Here is an 18,322-nt window from a genome sequence, read left to right on the forward strand (position 1 = left end):
TGAGGCCCCGGCTCCTTTCGAGGAGCCGGGGCCTCTGCCTTTAGACTCCGCCGGTGACGAACCCGACCTCCGCCGACGTGCTCGTCGTGGGCGCCGGCCCCGCCGGCTCCGCGGCCGCGGCCTGGGCGGCGCGTGCGGGCCTCGACGTCCTGCTCGTCGACGCCGCGCGGTTCCCCCGCGACAAGACGTGCGGCGACGGGCTCACGCCGCGCGCGATCGGCGAGATGCAGAAGCTGGGCCTTGAGGAGTGGCTGCGGGGCCACACGGTCAACCAGGGGCTGCGCGCCCACGGCTTCGGCCAGACCCTCCTGCTGCCGTGGCCGGGAGGGTCGCTGCCCGACTGGGGCTCCGCGGTCGCGCGCACCGAGCTCGACGACCACCTGCGCACGGTGGCCGTCACGAGCGGTGCCCGGGCGCTCGACGGCGCCCGCGCGGTCGGCGTGCGCCGCGACGGTGAGCGCGTCGCGGCCGTCGAGCTCCGCGACGCCGAGGGGACCTTCGAGGTGGCCTGCCGGTGGCTGGTCGTCGCCGACGGCGTGCGCTCCCCGCTCGGCAAGCTGCTGGGGCGCGAGTGGCACCGCGACACGGTGTACGCCGTGGCGGGGCGCTCCTACGTCGACTCCGACCTCTCCGACGACCCGTGGATCAGCTCCCACCTCGAGCTGCGTGACGAGGCGGGCGAGCTGGTGTCGGGCTACGGCTGGATCTTCCCGCTCGGCGACGGGAGCGTGAACCTCGGCGCCGGCACGCTCGCGACGAGCAGGCGGCCCGCCGAGGTGGCGATCAAGCCGCTGATGCAGACCTACGCCGACGCCATCGGCAAGGACTTCGGGCTCACCGGCGAGCTGCGGATGCCGACGTCGGCACTGCTGCCGATGGGCGGCGCGGTGAGCAACGTCGCCGGTCCCAACTGGGCGCTGGTCGGCGACGCGGCCGCGTGCGTGAACCCGCTCAACGGCGAGGGCATCGACTACGGCCTGGAGACCGGCCGGCTCGTCGCCGAGCACCTCGCCTCCGGCACCGGGCTGGGGGAGGCCTGGCGCGCGACCCTCGTGGAGCACTACGGCGAGGCCTTCTCGATCGCTCGGCGGCTGGCCGGCATCGCCACCCAGCCCAGGGTCGTCTCGGCCCTGGGACCGGCCGGCATGCGCTCGGACTGGCTGATGACGCTTGCCCTGCGCTGGATGGGCAACCTCGTCGACGACGCGGACCGCGACCGTGCCGCGCGCGTCTGGCGGTGGGCGGGGCGCCGGTCGATGTCCCGGGACGCGCGCCCGCCCTTCTCCTGAGCAGGCGTCAGACCGCGGTGCGGGTGCGGCGTGCCGACCGCCTGGCTCCCAGCCAGCCCAGGGGGTTGGTGAACGGCGTCAGCACCGTGCGGACGGGTCGCGACGCGAGCACCAGGGCGAGGGCCACGGCGCCCAGCGTCGTCAGCACCAGGCCGAGGGTGGGGTGCGCCGCGGTGAAGTCGGGCCAGCCGACCGCCAGGAACGTCTTGATGACGAAGCCGTGGAACAGGTAGACCACCATGGTCGCCGAGCCCATCGTGGTGAACCACCCGAGCGACCGGCGGGGCACCAGCGACATCGCCGCGAAGGCGCCGACGAGCCCCACCATCATCACCGTCAGGCGGGTCTGAAAGGCGATCTCGTTGTCGATGGGGAGCGCGGAGTAGCCGGTGTCGTACCAGAGCAGCGCGGTCTCGGCCCAGGTGTCGGTGTAGACCGCCATCACGCCGATCCCGGCCAGCAGCGGCACGGCGGCCGCCCGCACCCACACGTCGTCGAGGTGCTTGAGGTGCCGCGGCTTCAGGTGCAGGCCCAGGACGAAGAACGGCAGCAGCCCGAGGAAGCGCGGGATCATCAGGGTGTCGTCGTTCCACAGCCCGCCCAGCAGGCTCACGATCACCGACAGCGGCAGGAACAGCCAGTGCCGCTTGAGGATCGGCGTCACGAGCCGCCACATCAGCAGGACGATGAGGTACCACATCGTCCAGTGCGGGACGAGCCACAGCGGGCCCTCGACCCCCTCGCCGGCGACCTCGCGCCGGAAGTAGAACAGCGTCGGCTCGAAGATCAGGTAGGGCACGGCGAGGGTCTGGACGAGGTTCGTCATCCGCCGCCGGTCCCACTCGAACGACTTCGACAGGTACCCGCTGACGAAGACGAACGCCGGGATGTGCCAGAGGTAGATGAAGTCGTAGACCCAGTGGCTGCCCGCCGTCTCCTCGACCAGGCCGATCGCGTGCCCGACGACGACGAGGGTGACCAGCACGATCTTCACGTTGTCGAGCCACGGGTCACGGGACGCGGGGGGCACGGCGTCACCGTACTTCACTAGGTTGGAGGCATGGGATCCCTGCCGAGGCGCCAACGGGTGGCCGCGTACGCCGTCATCCTGCGGGTGCGCGGCGGGCAGGTCGACATCCTCCTGAGCCGGCTCGCTCCCCGGGTCTCGCGCAGCGAGATGTGGACCCTGCCCGGTGGTGGGGTCGACCACGGGGAGGACCCGCGCGACGCCCTCATCCGCGAGGTGGGCGAGGAGACCGGGCTCGCTGCCACGGTCGGTGACCGTGCGCGCGTCTACAGCGCCCACATGCCCCGCGCCCCGCGCGACGGCCAGCTCGTCGACGCGCACGCCATCCGGCTGGTCTACGAGGGCTGGGTGGCGCCGGACTCCCCGGAGCCGCGGGTCGTCGAGGTCGACGGGTCGACGATCGAGGCCGCGTGGAAGCCCCTCGGCGACGTCACGTCGGGCGCCGTCCCGGTGTCCGCGGTGGTCACCGAGGCGCTCGTCGACCACCAGCCGTTCCGCCTGCAGCGGGTGGCGGCGTACGCCGTCGTCACCCGCCGGCGCGACGACGTCCAGCAGGTGCTCCTGACGCGGTTGTCGGCGCGGGCAGCCCACCCGGGCATGTGGACGCTGCCGGGCGGCGGGGTCGACCACGGCGAGCACCCGTCGGTCGCGCTCGCGCGCGAGGTCCAGGAGGAGTGCGGGCTGCGCTGCGAGGTCCAGGAGCTGGTCGGCGTCCACGACACGCACTTCTCCGGCACGGCGCCGTCGGGGCGCATCGAGGACTTCCACGGCGTGCACCTGCTCTACCGGGCCACCGTCGAGGACGGCGAGCCGGCGGTTGCGGAGGCGGACGGCACCACCGACGCCGTCGCCTGGGTCGACGTCACCGACGTGGGCGCGGGCCGGGTGCCCGTGCTCGACCTGGTCCGTCACGCGCTGGCCGCGGAGCATCCGGCGCACGTCCGGCCCGGGGGGACCGCATGAGCGAGAGCGTCTTCACCTACGCCGCACCCGGGCTCAAGTTCGGCCGCGGCGCGAGCGGCGAGGTCGGCCACGACGTGCTGCAGCTGTGCCGCGGCACGACCGGCGGGGCGCGGCGCGTCCTGCTGGTGACGGACCCCGGGGTCGCCGCGACCGGCCACCCGTCCCGCGTCGCTGAGGCCGTGCGGGCCCGTGGGATCGAGGTGACCGTCTTCGCCGAGGCCCGCGTCGAGCCGACGGACGCCTCGCTCGCGGCGGCGATCGACTTCGCGCGCGATGCCGGCCCGTTCGACGCGGTGGTCGCCGTCGGGGGCGGCTCGTCCATCGACACGGCCAAGGCCGTCGACCTGCTGCTGACCAACGACGGCGAGCTCATGGACTACGTCAACCCACCCGTCGGTGGCGGCTGTGCCCCCACGCAGGCGCTGCTGCCGCTGGTCGCGGTGCCGACCACGACCGGCACCGGTGCCGAGTCGACGACGATCTGCGTCCTCGACGTGCTCGCTTTCAAGGTCAAGACCGGCATCTCGCACGCTCGGCTGCGTCCGACGCTGGCCGTGGTCGACCCCGACCTGACCATGACCCAGCCCGCGATGGTCACCGCGTCGGCGGGCATGGACATCCTCTGCCACGCGCTCGAGAGCTGGACCGCGCGCTGGTTCGCCGACTTCGACGCCAAGCAGCCCGAGCAGCGGGTGCCCTACTGCGGCGCGAATCCGATCGCGGACATGTGGGCGGAGAAGTCGCTCGCCCTCCTCGCCGGCTCCTTCCGTCGCGCGGTGCACGACGGCTCGGACCGGCACGCACGCGAGCAGATGGCCCTGGCCGCCACGTTCGCCGGCCTGGGCTTCGGCAACGCGGGTGTGCACGTGCCGCACGCCTGTGCGTACCCGATCGCCGGTCGGGTCCGCGACTACCGGCCCGCGGACTATCCCCCCGACGAGCCGATCGTCCCGCACGGGATGGCGGTGGTGATGACCGCGCCGGCGGCGTTCGAGCTCACCTTCGACGCCTCCCCCGAGCGGCACCGGCGCGCGGCCGAGCTGCTCGGCGGCGGCGGCGAGCCGCTCCCCGAGGTGCTGCGGGGGCTGATGCGCGACGTCGGCCTGCCGAGCGGGCTCGCCGAGATCGGCTACGGCGCCGCCGACGTCGACGACCTGGTCGAGGGCGCCCTCCAGCAGCAGCGCCTGCTCGCCACCGCGCCGATCGACGTGACTCCCGACGACCTGGCCACGGTCTTCGCCGCCTCGCTCGAGCACTGGTGAGCCGGGCCCCCCCGGGCGGCGGGGCAGCGGGCAGCGGCAGCGGGGCGGGCCGTGCAGCACTCGCTGGTGCGTGCTCGGTCGTGCGCGCCAACCTCCTGCGGCGGGCAGTCGTCGAACGCAGGAGCCTGGGTCACCCGACCGACTGCGCGACGTCGGTGCGTCGGTGCGTCGGGGCGGCGGAGCCGGCCTGTGGAGGACGCTCCGGGTGCGCGCGCCCGCCCGTAGCGTCGACGGTGTGCCCGAGGTCTGCGACCCGTTCGATCCCCACGACTGGCTGACGCAGCGCGCCGCCGCCCAGGTGCTGCACGAGGACCTGGGCATCCACCCGGAGACAGCGCGCCGGCTCCTCGTGGCCGGAGTGCTCGGTCGTCCCCGGCGCACCAGCCTGGCGGCGTTCCACCACCGCGACGCCGTCGACGCGTTCGTCGCCCGCTGTCGCGAGCAGGCCCCGCTGCCGGTGCCCGACCGCAACCTCGTCGTCGTGAGGGTCGGCAACGCGCGTGTGGCGTACGGCGCGACGGAGCAGCACCAGCTCGACCGACTGGCCGACGGGTGGCGCATGTCCCCGACCTGGCGCGCACTGTGCCGCGGCGTCGTGGAGGCCGGGCTGCCGCCCGTCGGCCTGCTGGTGACGTTGAGCGGCGTCGTCGTGGCCGGGGCCGACATCGCGGGCGCCGAATGGGCAGGGGCCGAGGTCGAGGGGGCGGACCACCGCACCCTGTCGCCCCTCCTGACGCGCTTCGACCTGCGGGCACCCGGCGAGTGGTACGACGACTGGCGCGGCCGCCTGCTGCCGACGGGAGCCGGCGGGGCCGCGCTGCGGTTCTGGGCGCTCGGGACGCGGCCGCCGTGGGAGCGCACGACGAGGAATCGGGCGCCCTGGCGACCGGTCCTAGGATGAGGACATGAACCCCCGCCACCGACGCCTCGTGATCCCGGTGGCCCTCGGGGCGCTGATCCTCGTCGTCGTCCTCGCCGCGGTGCTGTGAGCAGCCGAGGCGCTTCGGGCGGTGAGGTGGGCGACGAGCTGGACCGCTTGCGGTCGTCGGTCCTCGACGCCGACGGACTCGTGCGTGCACTGGCCACCGGGCGTCGGAAGGGCCGGCCCGCGCCGGTCGTCGGCGGCCGCGAGGTGCGGCGCGTCGAGCTCCGGGTGGTCGACCTCAAGGCGGGGCGCCACCTGCAGGTGGTGTCCTACGACGCCACGCAGGCCCACACGACCAACCACCGCCTCGGCGAGGATGCCGAGGCGGCGGTCGACGCGCTGCTCGCGCAGCCGTTCGCCAACTGGCACGTCGACACGACCGCGGAGACGCTGCAGCTGCGGGTGACCAAGAAGGGCGTGCCGCTGCTGCACACCTCCGGTCGCGCCGGGACCGTCGAGGTCTCCCGCGAGCACGACCGCGCCAAGGACCGGCTCCTGCCCGAGGACGACCCGGTGCTGGTGGCCCTCGGCATCAGCGACGCCCACGGTCGGGTGAAGCCGACCCGCCAGGCCAAGTACCGGCAGGTCGAGGAGTTCCTGCGGCTGCTGGACGCCAGCCTGGGCGAGGCGATCGCCCAGGGGCAGGTCCGCACGCCGGACGCCGGCGATCCCCTGCGGATCGTCGACCTCGGGTGCGGCAACGCCTACCTGACCTTCGCCGCGCACGCGTTCCTGAGCAGGCGCCTCCCGGTGCGGATGACCGGGGTCGACGTCAAGCAGCAGTCGGCCGACCACAACTCCCGGGTCGCCGCCTCGCTGGGCATCGACGCCGACTTCGTCGTCGGTTCGATCGCGGACGCGCAGCTCGACCGGGCGCCCGACGTGGTGCTGGCGCTGCACGCCTGCGACACCGCCACCGACGACGCGCTCGACCGCGCCGTGGGGTGGGGCGCGTCGCTCGTGCTCGCCGCCCCGTGCTGCCACCACGACATCGCCGCCCAGCTCCGCACGGCCGAGGCGCCCGAACCGTACGCGATGCTCACCCGCCACGGGATCCTCCGCGAGCGGTTCGCCGACACCCTCACCGACGCGCTCCGCGCCTCGCTGCTGCGGCGCGAGGGCTACCGGGTCGACGTCGTGGAGTTCGTCGAGAGCGCCCACACGCCGCGCAACACGCTCATCCGCGCCGTGCGCACCGGCGCACCCGGCGCCGACGCCGCGCGGGAGTACGACGACCTGCTCGCGACGTGGGGCGTGCGGCCGCGGCTCGGCGAGCTGCTCGACGGTGCCTGACCCCCGACGCGTCGTCCTCGCGACCTGCGTGGTCGTGCCCTTCCTGCTCGGAGCGGCCACCGGCGCGCCCGGACCGGTGGACCGTCCGGCGTTCCGGTTCACCGACGCCGAGATCGTCGAGTCGAGCGGGCTGGTGGTGGTGGACGACCTCGTCGTCACCACCAACGACTCCGGCGACTCCGGCCGGGTCTTCGCCGTCGACGCCACCACGGGCGACACCGTCGGCGTGACCTCGTGGCCGACCGCCCCCGAGGACGCCGAGGCCCTCGCTCCCGCCGGCCGGGGCCACGTGTGGGTCGGTGACATCGGCGACAACAGGCGCGCGCGCGACGCGGTGGTGGTGCTGCGCGTGCCGGTCGGGCGCGGCGACGCCAGCGCTGTGCCCGAGGGCTACGAGCTGGTCTACCCCGACGGCGCCCACGACGCGGAGGCGCTGCTGAGCCACCCGCTGACCGGGCGGCTGTTCGTCGTCACCAAGGGCGTGTTCGCCGGCTCGGTGTACGCCGCCCCCACCCGGTTGCGGTCCGGGCGGCCCAACCCGCTGACCCGGGTCGGCGAGGCTCCCGGCATGGTCACCGACGCGACGTTCCTGCCCGGCGGTGGCGGCGTGGTGATGCGCACCTACACGGCCGCCCACCTCACGGCGTTCCCGTCCTGGCAGCCCGTCGGGTCCTGGCCGCTGCCCGGCCAGGAGCAGGGCGAGGGCCTCGCGCTGGCGGGTCGGGGGCTGCTCGTCAGCACCGAGGGCGCCCGTACGGAGGTGCTGCGGGTGGACCTGCCGGCAGCTGCCGGCCGCACGGACCTGCGGTCACCGGCCTGGACGGCCCTGCGCTGCCTCGCGACGGCGTACGGCCTGCCGCTCTAGGCGAGCGCGGCGTCCAGGGCGGCCTGCACGTGCAGCGTCGTGCACGGGAAGACGGGCAGCTCCACGTCGGCCTGCTTGACCAGCAGCTCGAGCTCGGTGCACCCGAGCAGCACGCCGCCGGCGCCGGCGTCCCAGAGCTCCTCGATGATCGAGACGACGCGGCTCCGGGTGCGCGGCAGCGCGACGCCGTGGACGAGCTCCTCGTAGATCGCGTCGTTGAGCAAGTCGTGGTGGGTGGCGTCGGGGACGACCACGGACAGGCCGTGGGCCCGCAGCCGGTCGACGAAGAACGACTCCGACATCGCCACCTTGGTGCCGACGAGCCCGACGGTCTGCACGCCCGCGGCCCGCACCGCGTCCGCCACGACGTCGCCCAGGTGCAGCAGCGGGATGCCCACCGCCTCCTGCACCTGGTCGGCGACCTTGTGGAACGTCGTCGTGCAGAGCAGGAGGAAGTCCGCACCCGCGCGCTCGACGCCCCGGGCGGCGTCCGCGAGCAGCACGCCGACCTGGTCCCAGCGCTCGTCGTCCTCGAGGTCGGTGACCTCGGCGAAGTCGACCGTCGTCAGCGCCAGCTTCGGGGAGGAGAGCCCGCCGAGGCGCTGCTGCATCCCGAGGTTGAGGTCGCGGTAGTAGACCGCGCTGCTCTCCCAGCTCATCCCGCCGACGAGTCCGATGGTCTTCACGCGCGGCAGTCTCTCATCCCTCAGGACCGGTGCACCTTGTGCGCCGCTGCCTGGGCGCGGGGCTTGATCACCAGCTCGTCGACGTCCACGTGGGAGGGGCGGGTGGCGACCCAGGCGATCGCGTCGGCGACGTCCTCGGCGAGCAGCGGCTGGTCCACGCCGGCGTACACCGCGGCGGCCTTCTCCTGGTCGCCGCCGAAGCGCACGAGCGAGAACTCCTCGGTCTGCACCATGCCGGGCGCGACCTCGCAGATGCGGATCGGCTCGCCGTTGAGCTCGAGGCGCAGCGTCTCGGTCACGACCTTCACGCCGTGCTTGGCGGCGGTGTAGCCGGCGCCGCCCTCGTAGGCCCAGCGCCCGGCGGTCGAGCCGACGTTGACGATCACGCCGTCGCCACTGGCCCGCAGCGCCGGCAGCAGCGCCTTGGTCACCCGGACCAGGCCCAGCACGTTGACGTCGTACATCCAGCGCCACGCGTCGAGGTCGGCCTCGTCGACGCGGTCCACGCCGACGGCCCCGCCCGCGTTGTTGACCAGGACGTGGCACGTCGTCACAGCCGCGGCGAGCGCGTCGACCGACGCCTGGTCGGTGATGTCGCAGGTGACCGCCTCGCCACCGATCTCGGCGGCGAGGTCCTCGATGCGGTCGGTGCGGCGGGCCGCGCACACGACGCGGAACCCCTGCGCGGCCAGGGCCCGGGCGGTCGCGGCGCCGATGCCGCTGGAGGCGCCGGTGACGACGGCGGTGCGTGGCTGGGTGCTGTCCTGGGTCATGGGGTCATCCTCCCAAGATCCCCTGCTGACAGGATGTCGGGGTGATCATCGCGGCGGCCGACGGTTCGGCACTCGGCAACCCCGGCCCGGCCGGCTGGGCGTGGTACGTCGACGACGACTGCTGGGCCGCCGGCGGCTGGCCGCACGGCACCAACAACATGGGCGAGCTGATGGCGGTGCTCGACCTCCTCCAGCAGACCGCCCACCTCGACGAGGAGCTGCGCGTCTACTGCGACAGCACCTACGTCATCAACACCGTCACCAAGTGGATGGCGGGGTGGAAGCGCCGCGGCTGGCGCAAGGGCGACGGCAAGCCGGTGATGAACGTCGAGCTGGTCAAGGGGCTCGACGCCGCGATGCAGGGCCGGCAGGTCGACTTCGTCTGGGTCAAGGGCCACGCCGGGCACGCGCTCAACGAGGCCGCCGACCGGCTGGCCAACGCGGCGGCCGTGGCCTTCCGCGACGGACGCGTGCCCGACCCGGGACCGGGCATGCCCCACAGCCTGACGGCCCACCCGGCGGCGACGGTCGGGCAGGTCGAGGTGGAGGAGGACCTGTTCTCCGGCCTCGACCCGGAGGAGCTGGCGGTGCCGACCGACGAGGAGCACGTCGTCGCGATGGAGCGGGCGCTGCTGGGCGACGAGCTCCGCTCCGACCCCGCCGCTGTCGCCGCCCTGCTCCACCCGGACTGGCGGGAGATCGGCCGCTCGGGCCGGCTGTGGACCCGCGACGAGGTGCTCGAGTCGATCGGCCCGATCGAGCCGGTGGACGTCGAGGTGGTCTCGGTCGACCGCCTCGGCCCCGACACGATCCTGCTGCTGTGGCGCACGTCCACCGCCGAGCGCTCGACCCTGCGCAGCTCCCTGTGGCTGCGCACGGGCGGGCAGTGGCGGGCCCGCTTCCACCAGGGGACCGACGAGCCCTGACCCCCGCCGCCGGGGCACGGCAGCGGACCACCCCGGGGGAGGGTGCGTCGAAGGTCACGGGAATTCGCCGGCCGTCCCGTGGCGTTGTGCCCGAGGTGCTCCCGGGTACCGGACGTGCACGAGACGGCAGGAGAGGAGGCAGCGTGGGCGAGCGGGTGGCGATGATCAGCCTGCACACCTCACCCCTGGACCAGCCCGGCACGGGTGACGCGGGTGGGATGAACGTCTACGTCATCGAGCTCTCCAAGCGCCTCGCCGCGCAGGGCATCGCGGTCGACGTCTTCACCCGGGCGACCTCCTCGGCGCTGCCGCAGGTGGTCGAGGCCGCCGACGGCGTGCTCGTGCGCCACGTCGCGGCCGGACCCTTCGAGGGACTGGCCAAGAGCGAGCTCCCCGGTCAGCTGTGCACCTTCGCGCGCGAGGTGCTGCGCACCGAGGCGATGCAGCCGCTGGGCCACTACGACGCGGTCCACTCCCACTACTGGCTCTCCGGGCAGGTCGGCGCGCTGGCGCGCGACCGCTGGAACGTCCCGCTCGTGCACTCGATGCACACGATGGCGAAGGTCAAGAACGAGGCGCTCGCCGACGGCGACACCCCCGAGCCGCTCTCGCGGGTGATCGGCGAGGAGCAGGTCGTCGAGGCGGCCGACCTCCTCGTCGCCAACACCGACACCGAGGCCGCCCAGCTCGTGGAGCTGTACGGCGCGGGTCGCGACGCCGTGGAGGTGATCCACCCGGGGGTCGACCTCGACGTGTTCGCCCCGCGCGGCCGTGCCCGCGCTCGCCGCGAGCTCGGCCTCCCCGAGGACGCCGCGGTCCTGCTGTTCGCCGGTCGGATCCAGCCGCTCAAGGGCCCCGACGTGCTGCTGCGCAGCGTCGCCGTGCTGCTCGAGCAGGACCCGGCGCTGCGGCACCGGCTCGTCGTCCCGGTCGTCGGCGGTCCGTCCGGCTCCGGCCTCGAGCACCCGAGCGCGCTGGCCGACCTCGCCGGCGACCTCGGCGTGGCCGACGTCGTCCGCTTCGTCCCCCCGGTGACGCAGGCCGAGCTGGCCGTCTGGTCGTCGGCCGCCACCGCCGTCGCCGTGCCGTCCTACAACGAGAGCTTCGGCCTGGTCGCCGTCGAGGCGCAGGCCACCGGCACGCCCGTGGTGGCCGCGGCCGTCGGCGGTCTCACCACGGTCGTGCGCGACGGCGTCAGCGGACTGCTCGTCGACACCCACGACCCCCGCGACTGGGCCGCCGTGCTGCGTCGCCTGGTCGACGACCCGGCGCTGGTGGACCGGCTCGGCCGGGGCGCGGTCGCGCACGCGCAGGAGTTCAGCTGGGAGCGCACGGCCGCGCGCACGCTGGCGGCGTACGAGCGCGCGAGCCGTCGGATGCACGTCGAGCTGGCGTCGTGAGCGCTTCCGCCGTCGACCGGGTCCGCGCGTACCTCGCGGACAACCGGCTCGAGCACGAGGAGACCACCCGCGAGGGCGTCGACGGTGCGACCTTCTCGCTGAGCCTGCCGGGCGAGCGCAAGCTCCAGGTCCCGGTGCGCCTCGACGTCGGCGCCCACGCGCTCGGCGTCCACGCCTTCGTGTGCCGCAACCCCGACGAGAACCACGCGCGCGTCCACCGCTGGCTGCTCGAGCGCAACCTGCGGATGTACGCCGTCTCGTTCGCGGTGGACCGGCACGGCGACATCTACCTCGAGGCGCGGCTGCCGCTGGCGTCGGTCGACGCCGACGAGCTCGACCGCGTCCTCGGCTCCGTCCTCGCCAACGCCGACGAGTCCTTCAACGCCATCCTCGAGCTCGGCTTCGCCTCCTCCATCCGCAAGGAGTGGGAGTGGCGGATCTCGCGCGGGGAGTCCACCCGCAACCTCGAGGCGTTCCGCGGCTGGCTCGAGGCCGGACCTACCGCGGACTGACTCCCGCCGGGCCGCCCGGCCGGCTCGCGGGCCGGGGCTTGCGACGGGTCATCAGCACGCCGACGATCGCGAGCGCGCCGCCGACGAAGGACAGCGACGGCGGCACCTCGTCGATGGTGAGCCACGCGATCACCGTGGCGATCAGCGGGACGAGGAAGGTCGTCAGGGACAGGGCCCCGGCGTCGGTGTGGGTCAGCGCGTAGGCCCAGGTGGTGAACGCGACCGCCGTCGGGAAGACGCCCAGGTAGACGATCCACCACAGCTCGGCGCCGCCGTCGGCGACGATCGCGGGCAGGTCGGCGGAGAACGGCAGGCAGGTGACCGCGCCCATCAGGAACGACACGAACACCACCTGCACCGACGGGAGCCGGCGCAGCAGCACCTTCTGCGTCAGCACGCCCACGGCGTACATCCCCGCGGCGACGAGCACCAGCAGGACCCCGAGGAGGCTGGCGTCCGCGTGGGTCGACGAGCCGCGCGCGATGACGGCGACGCCCGCGAAGCCGACGACCATGCCGGCGACGAGCCAGGCGTGGAGCCGCTCGCCGAAGAGCGGGACCGCGAGCAGCGCCACGATGATGGGGCCGATCTGGATGATCATCGCCGCGGTGCCTGCGTCGACGTGCCGCTCGCCGGCGTTGAGGGTCAGGTTGTAGACGCCGAACCAGCCGACGCCACCGAGCGCGAGGAGCGTCCACTCACGTCGCGTCGGACGCACCCACCCGCGGCGCAGCACGAGCGGCAGCACGACGAGGGCCGCCACGAGCAGCCGACCCGAGCCGAGCGCGCCCGGGCTCACGTCGTGGGCCACGTGGCGGATCACCACGAACGCCGAGGCCCACATCACCAGCGTGACCCCGCCGGCGGCGACCGGCAGCCACGGTGCCGGGGAGGCGGGCGCGGCAGGAGCGGACTGGGTGGTCTGGCTGGCGGTAGTCACGAGTCAAGACTAGGTACGGTCATGACCGCCCGCCAGCGCATTTCGGACGCCGAACGGTGACTTACCGCCTCAGAGGTCGAGCTTGTAGCCCAGCCCGCGGACCGTCACGAGGTACTTCGGCTCGCTCGGGTCGGGCTCGAGCTTGGCGCGCAGCCGCTTGACGTGGACGTCGAGGGTCTTGGTGTCGCCGACGTAGTCCGAGCCCCAGACGCGGTCGATGAGCTGGCCGCGGGTCAGCACCCGTCCGGGGTTGCGCAAGAACATCTCCAGCAGCTCGAACTCCTTGAGCGGCAGCCGCTGCTCGGAGCCGTCGACGGTGACGACGTGGCGCTCGACGTCCATCCGCACCGGACCTGCCTCGAGCGTGTCGGGCATGAGCTCGGGCTCCTGGCCCCGGCGCAGCACCGCGCGGATGCGGGCGACCAGCTCACGGGGCGAGTACGGCTTGGTGACGTAGTCGTCCGCCCCCAGCTCGAGGCCGACCACCTTGTCGACCTCGTCGTCCTTGGCGCTCACCATGATCACCGGCACCGAGGACGACTGCCGGATCTGGCGGCACACCTCCGTGCCCGGGACGCCGGGCAGCATCAGGTCGAGCAGGACGATGTCGGGGCCGAAGCGGTCGAACTCCGTGAGCGCGGTGGTGCCGTCGGCGGCGATCGCCACCTCGTAGCCCTCCTTGCGGAGCATGTACGCGAGGGCGTCGCTGTAGCTCTCTTCGTCCTCGACGACGAGTACGCGGGTCATGCGGGGTCCCCCTGGTGTTGTTCGGTGCAGGAGCGCAGCGGGGGAGGCGAAGGACATCGTGGGGTACTCATGTGCTGGTCTCCTGCTGTGCTCTGCGGGGTGGTTCGGTGGTGGCGGTCACGGGCCTGGCGGGCACCACGACCTCGACCGGGGTCGTGGTGCGGCCCGAGCCCTGGCCGGGCTCGGAGTTGCGGGGGAGGGTGAGGGTGAAGGTCGAGCCCTGGCCCTCGACCGACCAGACGGAGATGTCGCCACCGTGCGTGGCGGCGACGTGCTTGACGATGGACAGGCCGAGGCCGGTCCCGCCGGTGCTGCGGTGCCGGGCGGGGTCGACGCGGTAGAACCGCTCGAAGATGCGGTCGATGTCGCCGGCAGGGATGCCGATGCCCTGGTCGACGACCGAGACCTGCACCTGCTCGCCCTCGGCGCGGGTGGTCACGACGACCCGGGAGCCCGCGTTGGAGTAGGCGACGGCGTTGGCGACCAGGTTGCTGATGGCGGCGCCGATCTGCTCCTGGGAGCCGAAGACCTCCAGGCCGGGGTCGCCGCAGGACTCCACGGTGATCTGCTTGGCGGCCGCCTCCATGGCGCTGGTGTCGACGGCGGTCGCGACGGCGGCGTCGAGGTCGACCATGACGGGCGTCTCGAGCGGGTCGTGCCCCTGCAGCCGGGACAGCTCGATGATCTGCTGCACCAGCTTGGTGAGGCGGTCGCTCTCGGTGAGCATCCGGTTCGCGAAGCGCTGGACGGCCTCGGGGTCGTCGGAGGCGTCCGTGACGGCCTCCGCCAGCAGCCGCATCGCGCCAACGGGCGTCTTGAGCTCGTGGCTGACGTTGGCCACGAAGTCGCGGCGCACCGCCTCCACGCGCCGCTCGCGCGTGCGGTCCTCGACCAGCGCCAGCACGAGGCGGGCGCCCAGCGGGGCCACGCGCGCGGTCAGCGTGCGGGTGAAGCCGCCGTCGGCCGCGGGCATGTCGAGGTCCTCCTCGCGGATCTGCCCGTCGCGGCGCACCTGGGCGATGAGGTCGAGCAGCTCGGGCACCAGGACGGTGTTGCCGCGCACCAGGCCGAAGGCGTACGCCGGCGCCGAGGCCTTGAGGACCCGGTCGGACTCGTCGACGACGACGGCGCTCGAGCGCAGGATGCTCAGCACGGCGGCGACGCCCGCCTGCACGACCGGCTCCTCGACCGTGGGAAGGGTGTGGCGCTGCCGGTCGCTGATGTGCCACGCGAGCACGGCACCACCGGCCACGATGGCCCCGATGATCGCGGCCAACCCGGCCTGCATCGTCGGATCCACGCTCACCATCGTACGCATCGGGCACCGGCGGCCAGCCCTGCTGGACACCCGGCACGGAGTGTTCATCCCTCGTTCACCGGGCACGCACGTCTGTTCGCTTCGGGTGCCTACAGTCGAGGCATGCGTGAGGCTTTCCATGACCAGCTCGACGGCATCTTCGCCGACCTGTCCGAGATCTGCGGCCAGGTCGAGACCGCCGTCCGCGAGGCCACCCGTGCCCTGATGACCGGCGACGTCCACACCGCCGACCAGGTCATCAGCAACGACAAGGTGATCGACGCGGCGCGCGAGCGCGTCGAGGACACCGCCTTCGCGCTGCTCTCCCTGCAGCAGCCCGTCGCCGGCGACCTGCGGATCATCGTCTCCGCGCTCCGCATGGTCAGCGAGCTCGAGCGGATGGGCGACCTCTCGGTCCACGTCGCCAAGATCGCCCGGCTCCGCGTGCCTGCCGTCGCGGTGCCGGACGAGCTGCGCCCGACGATGGAGCGGATGGCCGAGACGGCCGAGGACATGGTCCGCCGCGTCCGCGGCATCATCATCGACCGCGACGTCGACGCAGCGATCGAGCTGGGCCGCGACGACGAGGTCATGGACCAGCTGCGCCGCCGCAGCTTCACCGAGCTGCTGTCCAAGGACTGGGAGCACGGGGTCGAGGCGGCCGTCGACATCGCCCTGCTGGGCCGCTACTACGAGCGCATCGCCGACCACGCCGTGTCGGTCGCCAACCGGGTCGTGTTCGTCGTCACCGGCGACCTGCCGACCCGCCCGGCCCGCGCCTGAGCCGACGTCCCGTCACCGCCGCGCGTCCCGCGCGGCGACCGGCTGAGGGACGGCGGCTCAGCGACCCTGGTTGGCGACGGCCGCGGCGGCCGCGGCGGCGGCCTCCGGGTCGAGGTACTCCCCGCCGGCGACGGTGGGGCGCAGGTCCTCGTCGAGGCGGTAGACCAGCGGCATGCCGGTCGGGATGTTGAGCCCGGCGATGTCCTCGTCGCTGATCTGGTCGAGGTGCTTCACCAGGGCCCGCAGGCTGTTGCCGTGGGCGGCGACCAGCACCGTCCGGCCGGAGCGGAGGTCGGGGACGATCTCGGACTCCCAGTAGGGGAGGAACCGGGCGATGACGTCCTTCAGGCACTCGGTGCGGGGCATCTCCTCGCCGAGGTCGGCGTAGCGCGGGTCGCCCGCCTGCGAGAACTCGTCGCTGTCGTCGAGCGGCGGCGGGGGGACGTCGAAGGAGCGGCGCCAGAGCATGAACTGCTCCTCGCCGTACTGCTCGAGCGTCTGCTTCTTGTCCTTGCCCTGCAGGGCGCCGTAGTGGCGCTCGTTGAGCCGCCACGAGCGCTTCACCGGGATCCAGTGGCGGTCGGCGGCGTCGAGGGCCAGGCACGCGGTGTTGATCGCGCGCCGCTGCAGCGAGGTGTGGACCACGTCGGGGCGCAGGTCGGCCTCGCGCATCAGCTCGCCGCCGCGGACCGCCTCGCGCACGCCCTTCTCGGTGAGGGCCACGTCGACCCAGCCGGTGAACAGGTTCTTGGCGTTCCACTCGCTCTCGCCGTGGCGGAGCAGGACCAGGGTGTGCGTCATGAGGCGTCGAGGCCTTCCCAGTAGCCGGAGTCGTTGCTGACGACGGGGACCTCGAGCGTGACCCGCTCGCCGTTGCCGAAGTCGACGGCCAGCGGGATGAACTCGCCGGCACCGAAGTCGCCTGTGAGCACGACCCCGGTCTCGGACTCGGCGAGGTTGACCAGACCCCCGGCGGGGATGGCGACGGGCTCGAACTCGCCCGCCTCGATGGACTCGCCCTCGTCGCCGGACACGCCGGTGAAGGTCTGCTCGTCGTCGACGTCGTTGTTGGACAGCGACGCGATGAAGGTGCCGGACCCCTCGGTCGCGGAGACCACGACCGCGGACAGGACGTCGACGGTGCCCTCACGGTTCTCGGCGGCGCTGTTGACGTCGTACTCGCGATCGGTGGCGTAGTCGAAGCCGCACGACGACAGCGGCGCGGCGAGCGCGAGGACCGCGCAGGCGGTCGCGAGGGGTCGAAGTCGCATGGCGCACAGCCTAGCGTCGGCTCAGGTCAGCCCGACGGTCCGCCCTGCGATCAGGATCGCGGCGACCACGAGGGCCGTCAGCGCGCCGGCCAGCAGCAGCAGGCGAGGGGTGCCCGTGCGCAGGGCCAGCAGCATCGGCAGCGACCGCTCGCCCTCCTCGTGGTCGTGGACCAGGCCCGGCAGGGCGAGCAGGACGTGCACCGCGACGCCGAGGACGGCGGCGAGCGCGACCATGACCTCGGTCGGCGGCGTGGGGGCGCCGACGCCGGCCCACCCGCCGTAGGCGAGGAAGGCCGGGTAGAGCGCGAAGCTCACCATCCACGGCACGAACGACAGCGGCCGGGCGTGCAGCAGCCGGTCGCCGATCGCCGAGACGGCGAGGAGGGCCAGGTACGTCGCTCCGGCGCGCCTGCCGTGCGCGACGGAGAGCGGCACGACGAGCAGCACCGCGCACGTCAGCGCGAACCAGACCGTCGCCGGGTCCAGCCGGTCGCCGCTGAGCGGCTTGTCGGGGCGCCGGCGGGCGTCGCGGCGACGATCGGCGAGGTCGTCGGCCCATCCGAGCAGCGACTGGCCCACCAGGACGGTCGCCGCCACCAGCGCGACCTCGCGCGGAGGACGGCCCGCCACGGCCGCGGCGGCCGCGAGGACAGCGGCGGTCGCGAGCGCCTGGCGGGGGTGCGCCGCCCTCACGAGGAGCAGCGACGGGGTCGTCGGCATGGGCCGAAGTATGGACCAGCGGCGTGCCGGCGCGGGGCGCGCACCACAGGAACATGCGATCTGTCAAGCCCGGATGTGCCCTCTGACCTGCGCAAACGCGTCGGGAGCCGGTTCGAACCCGTGTTAGAATGGACACCTAGGAAGGGGAACTGAACACATGACTTTCACCGTCGGCGAAACGGTCGTCTATCCCAATCACGGGGCCGCAGTCATCGAGGACATCGAGATGCGGAAGATCAAGGGAGAGGACCGGCAGTACCTCGTCCTCAGGATCGTCGCACAGCAGGACCTCGTCGTGCGCGTCCCGGCCTGCAACCTCGACCTCGTCGGCGTCCGTGACGTCGTCGACCGCGAGGGCCTCGACCGCGTCTTCGACGTGCTCCGCGCGGCGCACGTCGAGGAGCCGACCAACTGGTCGCGTCGCTACAAGGCGAACCTCGAGAAGCTGCACTCCGGCGACGTGATGAAGGTGTCGGAGGTCGTCCGCGACCTGTGGCGCCGCGAGCGGGACCGCGGCCTCTCGGCCGGCGAGAAGCGGATGCTCGCCAAGGCACGTCAGATCCTGGTCTCCGAGCTCGCGCTCGCCGAGAAGACCAACGAGGACAAGGCCGAGGCCATGCTCGACGAGGTGCTCGCCTCCTGA

At 73.3% G+C, this 18,322-nt stretch carries 20 protein-coding genes; 11 read left to right on the forward strand and 9 right to left on the reverse strand.

From position 1 onward, the window contains the following. The first annotated feature begins 53 nt into the window (after nucleotides 1-53). Nucleotides 54-1,289, forward strand: coding sequence for a geranylgeranyl reductase family protein (locus J3P32_RS11180; RefSeq protein WP_210439827.1), 1,236 nt, complete (start codon nucleotides 54-56; stop codon nucleotides 1,287-1,289). Between the two features lie 7 nt (nucleotides 1,290-1,296). On the opposite strand, the gene J3P32_RS11185 is transcribed toward J3P32_RS11180, so the two are convergent. Then, nucleotides 1,297-2,319 (reverse strand): acyltransferase family protein, encoded by a 1,023-nt coding sequence (locus J3P32_RS11185; RefSeq protein ID WP_210439828.1) that lies wholly within the window; start codon nucleotides 2,317-2,319, stop codon nucleotides 1,297-1,299. Between the two features lie 30 nt (nucleotides 2,320-2,349). Between J3P32_RS11185 and J3P32_RS11190 the strand changes: the two genes are divergently transcribed. From J3P32_RS11190 to J3P32_RS11210, 5 genes are all read left to right on the forward strand, one after another. Next, entirely contained in the window at nucleotides 2,350-3,279 is a 930-nt protein-coding gene (locus J3P32_RS11190; RefSeq protein WP_210439829.1) for an NUDIX domain-containing protein, read from the forward strand. Beyond that, complete coding sequence (locus tag J3P32_RS11195; protein ID WP_210439830.1) at nucleotides 3,276-4,541, forward strand: hydroxyacid-oxoacid transhydrogenase; 1,266 nt, start codon at nucleotides 3,276-3,278, stop codon at nucleotides 4,539-4,541. Before J3P32_RS11190 ends, J3P32_RS11195 begins: the two co-directional genes overlap by 4 nt. Before the next feature lie 235 nt (nucleotides 4,542-4,776). Further along, nucleotides 4,777-5,442: a hypothetical protein gene (locus J3P32_RS11200; protein WP_210439831.1), complete on the forward strand. Its 666-nt coding sequence runs from the start codon at nucleotides 4,777-4,779 to the stop codon at nucleotides 5,440-5,442. Nucleotides 5,443-5,556: 114 nt separating this feature from the next. Beyond that, complete coding sequence (locus J3P32_RS11205; protein ID WP_210439832.1) at nucleotides 5,557-6,759, forward strand: class I SAM-dependent methyltransferase; 1,203 nt, start codon at nucleotides 5,557-5,559, stop codon at nucleotides 6,757-6,759. Beyond that, nucleotides 6,752-7,624 (forward strand): hypothetical protein, encoded by an 873-nt coding sequence (locus J3P32_RS11210; protein WP_210439833.1) that lies wholly within the window; start codon nucleotides 6,752-6,754, stop codon nucleotides 7,622-7,624. Before J3P32_RS11205 ends, J3P32_RS11210 begins: the two co-directional genes overlap by 8 nt. On the opposite strand, the gene J3P32_RS11215 is transcribed toward J3P32_RS11210, so the two are convergent. Then, on the reverse strand, nucleotides 7,621-8,310 hold the full coding sequence (locus tag J3P32_RS11215) for an aspartate/glutamate racemase family protein (protein ID WP_210439834.1): 690 nt from the start codon (nucleotides 8,308-8,310) through the stop codon (nucleotides 7,621-7,623). The genes J3P32_RS11210 and J3P32_RS11215 overlap by 4 nt on opposite strands. 20 nt (nucleotides 8,311-8,330) lie before the next feature. Next, the gene (locus tag J3P32_RS11220; protein WP_210439835.1) at nucleotides 8,331-9,083 is read right to left on the reverse strand and encodes an SDR family NAD(P)-dependent oxidoreductase; all 753 of its coding nucleotides are present in this window, start codon (nucleotides 9,081-9,083) and stop codon (nucleotides 8,331-8,333) included. A gap of 41 nt (nucleotides 9,084-9,124) precedes the next feature. On the opposite strand from J3P32_RS11220, the gene J3P32_RS11225 reads away from it, so the two are divergent. The 3 genes from J3P32_RS11225 to J3P32_RS11235 all read left to right on the forward strand — a co-directional run bounded on the left by J3P32_RS11225 (nucleotide 9,125) and on the right by J3P32_RS11235 (nucleotide 11,921). Next, nucleotides 9,125-10,009 (forward strand): ribonuclease HI family protein, encoded by an 885-nt coding sequence (locus J3P32_RS11225; RefSeq protein ID WP_210439836.1) that lies wholly within the window; start codon nucleotides 9,125-9,127, stop codon nucleotides 10,007-10,009. Nucleotides 10,010-10,152: 143 nt separating this feature from the next. After that, on the forward strand, nucleotides 10,153-11,409 hold the full coding sequence (gene mshA / locus J3P32_RS11230) for a D-inositol-3-phosphate glycosyltransferase (RefSeq protein ID WP_307861668.1): 1,257 nt from the start codon (nucleotides 10,153-10,155) through the stop codon (nucleotides 11,407-11,409). After that, nucleotides 11,406-11,921: a type III secretion system chaperone family protein gene (locus J3P32_RS11235; RefSeq protein WP_210439837.1), complete on the forward strand. Its 516-nt coding sequence runs from the start codon at nucleotides 11,406-11,408 to the stop codon at nucleotides 11,919-11,921. The genes mshA and J3P32_RS11235 overlap by 4 nt, the downstream gene beginning before the upstream one ends. On the opposite strand, the gene J3P32_RS11240 is transcribed toward J3P32_RS11235, so the two are convergent. From J3P32_RS11240 to J3P32_RS11250, 3 genes are all read right to left on the reverse strand, one after another. Further along, nucleotides 11,908-12,861: a DMT family transporter gene (locus tag J3P32_RS11240; RefSeq protein WP_307807945.1), complete on the reverse strand. Its 954-nt coding sequence runs from the start codon at nucleotides 12,859-12,861 to the stop codon at nucleotides 11,908-11,910. The genes J3P32_RS11235 and J3P32_RS11240 overlap by 14 nt on opposite strands. 69 nt (nucleotides 12,862-12,930) lie before the next feature. Further along, the gene (locus J3P32_RS11245; RefSeq protein WP_210439838.1) at nucleotides 12,931-13,608 is read right to left on the reverse strand and encodes a response regulator transcription factor; all 678 of its coding nucleotides are present in this window, start codon (nucleotides 13,606-13,608) and stop codon (nucleotides 12,931-12,933) included. Nucleotides 13,609-13,675: 67 nt separating this feature from the next. Then, nucleotides 13,676-14,917 carry a sensor histidine kinase gene (locus J3P32_RS11250; protein WP_374222516.1) on the reverse strand — a complete coding sequence of 414 codons (1,242 nt, stop codon included), beginning with the start codon at nucleotides 14,915-14,917 and terminating at the stop codon, nucleotides 13,676-13,678. 111 nt (nucleotides 14,918-15,028) lie between these two features. Here J3P32_RS11250 and phoU point away from each other — a divergent pair, with 111 nt between their 5' ends. Beyond that, nucleotides 15,029-15,688, forward strand: a complete 660-nt coding sequence (gene phoU / locus J3P32_RS11255; protein ID WP_210439840.1) for a phosphate signaling complex protein PhoU — start codon at nucleotides 15,029-15,031, stop codon at nucleotides 15,686-15,688. A gap of 57 nt (nucleotides 15,689-15,745) precedes the next feature. On the opposite strand, the gene J3P32_RS11260 is transcribed toward phoU, so the two are convergent. From J3P32_RS11260 to J3P32_RS11270, 3 genes are read right to left on the reverse strand one after another with little or no spacing between them, the layout of a single operon-like run. After that, entirely contained in the window at nucleotides 15,746-16,489 is a 744-nt protein-coding gene (locus tag J3P32_RS11260; RefSeq protein ID WP_210439841.1) for a phosphoglyceromutase, read from the reverse strand. Continuing rightward, the gene (locus tag J3P32_RS11265) at nucleotides 16,486-16,959 is read right to left on the reverse strand and encodes a hypothetical protein (RefSeq protein ID WP_210439842.1); all 474 of its coding nucleotides are present in this window, start codon (nucleotides 16,957-16,959) and stop codon (nucleotides 16,486-16,488) included. The genes J3P32_RS11260 and J3P32_RS11265 overlap by 4 nt, the downstream gene beginning before the upstream one ends. Nucleotides 16,960-16,980: 21 nt before the next feature. Next, nucleotides 16,981-17,679 carry a UbiA family prenyltransferase gene (locus J3P32_RS11270; RefSeq protein WP_210439843.1) on the reverse strand — a complete coding sequence of 233 codons (699 nt, stop codon included), beginning with the start codon at nucleotides 17,677-17,679 and terminating at the stop codon, nucleotides 16,981-16,983. Nucleotides 17,680-17,836: 157 nt separating this feature from the next. On the opposite strand from J3P32_RS11270, the gene J3P32_RS11275 reads away from it, so the two are divergent. Beyond that, the gene (locus J3P32_RS11275) at nucleotides 17,837-18,322 is read left to right on the forward strand and encodes a CarD family transcriptional regulator (RefSeq protein ID WP_210439844.1); all 486 of its coding nucleotides are present in this window, start codon (nucleotides 17,837-17,839) and stop codon (nucleotides 18,320-18,322) included.

Origin of the sequence: Nocardioides xinjiangensis (genome assembly GCF_017916385.1) — a bacterium.
GTDB lineage: Bacteria > Actinomycetota > Actinomycetes > Propionibacteriales > Nocardioidaceae > Nocardioides > Nocardioides xinjiangensis.

What these genes read in the sequence shown, in the direction of transcription:
- J3P32_RS11190 (WP_210439829.1), top strand. Translation starts at nt 2,350, where the DNA reads ATGGGATCCCTGCCGAGGCGCCAACGGGTGGCCGCGTACGCCGTCATC.
- J3P32_RS11195 (WP_210439830.1), top strand. Translation starts at nt 3,276, where the DNA reads ATGAGCGAGAGCGTCTTCACCTACGCCGCACCCGGGCTCAAGTTCGGC.
- J3P32_RS11220 (WP_210439835.1), bottom strand. Translation starts at nt 9,083, where the DNA reads ATGACCCAGGACAGCACCCAGCCACGCACCGCCGTCGTCACCGGCGCC.
- J3P32_RS11245 (WP_210439838.1), bottom strand. Translation starts at nt 13,608, where the DNA reads ATGACCCGCGTACTCGTCGTCGAGGACGAAGAGAGCTACAGCGACGCC.
- J3P32_RS11250 (WP_374222516.1), bottom strand. Translation starts at nt 14,917, where the DNA reads ATGGTGAGCGTGGATCCGACGATGCAGGCCGGGTTGGCCGCGATCATC.
- phoU (WP_210439840.1), top strand. Translation starts at nt 15,029, where the DNA reads ATGCGTGAGGCTTTCCATGACCAGCTCGACGGCATCTTCGCCGACCTG.
- J3P32_RS11260 (WP_210439841.1), bottom strand. Translation starts at nt 16,489, where the DNA reads ATGACGCACACCCTGGTCCTGCTCCGCCACGGCGAGAGCGAGTGGAAC.
- J3P32_RS11265 (WP_210439842.1), bottom strand. Translation starts at nt 16,959, where the DNA reads ATGCGACTTCGACCCCTCGCGACCGCCTGCGCGGTCCTCGCGCTCGCC.
- J3P32_RS11270 (WP_210439843.1), bottom strand. Translation starts at nt 17,679, where the DNA reads ATGCCGACGACCCCGTCGCTGCTCCTCGTGAGGGCGGCGCACCCCCGC.
- J3P32_RS11275 (WP_210439844.1), top strand. Translation starts at nt 17,837, where the DNA reads ATGACTTTCACCGTCGGCGAAACGGTCGTCTATCCCAATCACGGGGCC.